This is a genomic window from Methylobacterium sp. J-048, assembly GCF_022829515.1.
Taxonomy (GTDB): domain Bacteria; phylum Pseudomonadota; class Alphaproteobacteria; order Rhizobiales; family Beijerinckiaceae; genus Methylobacterium.
Genome location: NZ_JAKSYL010000011.1, coordinates 1 through 819, shown reverse-complemented (window position 1 = coordinate 819; position 819 = coordinate 1). Strand labels below are relative to the sequence as shown.

The following is an 819-nucleotide window of genomic DNA, read 5'->3' as shown; positions in this document are numbered from 1 at the left end:
GAAGCGTCCAACCTCGGCCGCGAGGTGCTCGGACTGGCGCGACAGCTCAGAGGACGCCCCAAGCACCTGGCTCGCGGCCGCACCCGTCTCCTCGGCTGCACCGGCCACGCCTGAGATGTTGCTGGTCACCTCACCGGTGCCCATCGCAGCCTGGCTGACGTTACGCACGATCTCCTGGGTGGCCGCGCCCTGCTGCTCGACGGCAGCCGCGATCGACGTCGCCACACCGCTGATCTCGCGGATCCGCCCGGTGATGCCGCCAATCGATGTGACGGCCTGGCCTGTCGAGGCTTGGATACGGGCGATCTGACCCGAGATCTCACTCGTGGCCTTGGCGGTCTGCTCGGCGAGTGCCTTCACCTCGGAGGCGACGACGGCGAAGCCCTTGCCAGCTGCCCCGGCCCGGGCTGCCTCGATGGTAGCGTTGAGGGCGAGCAGGTTGGTCTGGCCGGCGATGGTCGAGATCAGCCCAACCACGTCGCCGATCCGTGCGACCGCGGCGCTCAGCTCCTGGACCAAAGCACCTGTCTGATCCGCTTCGTGCACGGCAAGCTGTGCAAGTTCAGCCGAACCAGCGACCTGCCGGCTGATCTCCTGCACCGACGAGCCCAGCTCTTCCGCTGCGGCCGCCACGGTGTTGACGTTGCTGGCAGCCTCCTCGGCCGCTGCTGCAACCGTGGTCGACTGACTGGCCGTCTCGGTCGCGGTGGCCGTCATCGTCTGTGCTGTCGCCTGCAACTCGGTGGCGGACGAAGACACCATGCCGATGATGCCGCCGACCGCCTGTTCGAAGCTGTCGGCCATCTGGCGCATGCCGGC

General features: G+C 68.3%; 1 protein-coding gene. It reads right to left on the bottom strand.

All coding sequences use genetic code 11. The features are described from left to right. Positions 1–819: methyl-accepting chemotaxis protein (locus MKL09_RS00165; protein ID WP_244016852.1), on the bottom strand; the 819-nt coding region annotated here is incomplete at both ends.